The sequence below is a fragment of the Stenotrophomonas sp. CASM106 genome (genome assembly GCF_049384825.1).
GTDB lineage: Bacteria > Pseudomonadota > Gammaproteobacteria > Xanthomonadales > Xanthomonadaceae > Stenotrophomonas > Stenotrophomonas muris.
The window spans coordinates 1-245 of record NZ_JBMRFS010000101.1; the positions used below are offsets into that span (position 1 = coordinate 1).

A 245-nucleotide genomic window follows, 5' to 3' on the forward strand; every position below is an offset into this window, starting at 1 on the left:
CGCATCGGCTTCAGTGATCACGTGCGTCTGGATGTACAGGGCGATCCCTGCGATGGGCAGATGCTGCATGTGGCGCGCGATACGCCGTTTGGCTGCGTGCTGCGCAGCCGCTTCGTGCTCGGCCTGGGCCTGCTCAGGCACTGCTATACGGAGTTCAGTTTCCTGTCGCGGCTGCTGCCTTCGCTGTACTACGGCGAGCGCGCCAACGGCGAAGCAGTGCCGTTGCCGTGGTGAACGGCGCGCCG

At 65.7% G+C, this 245-nt stretch carries 1 pseudogene; it reads left to right on the forward strand.

Going from position 1 to position 245, the window contains the following annotated elements:
* Positions 1 to 234: pseudogene (locus VG556_RS22735) on the forward strand (hydrolase); the annotation flags it as partial.
* Between the last annotated feature and the right edge of the window lie 11 nt (positions 235 to 245).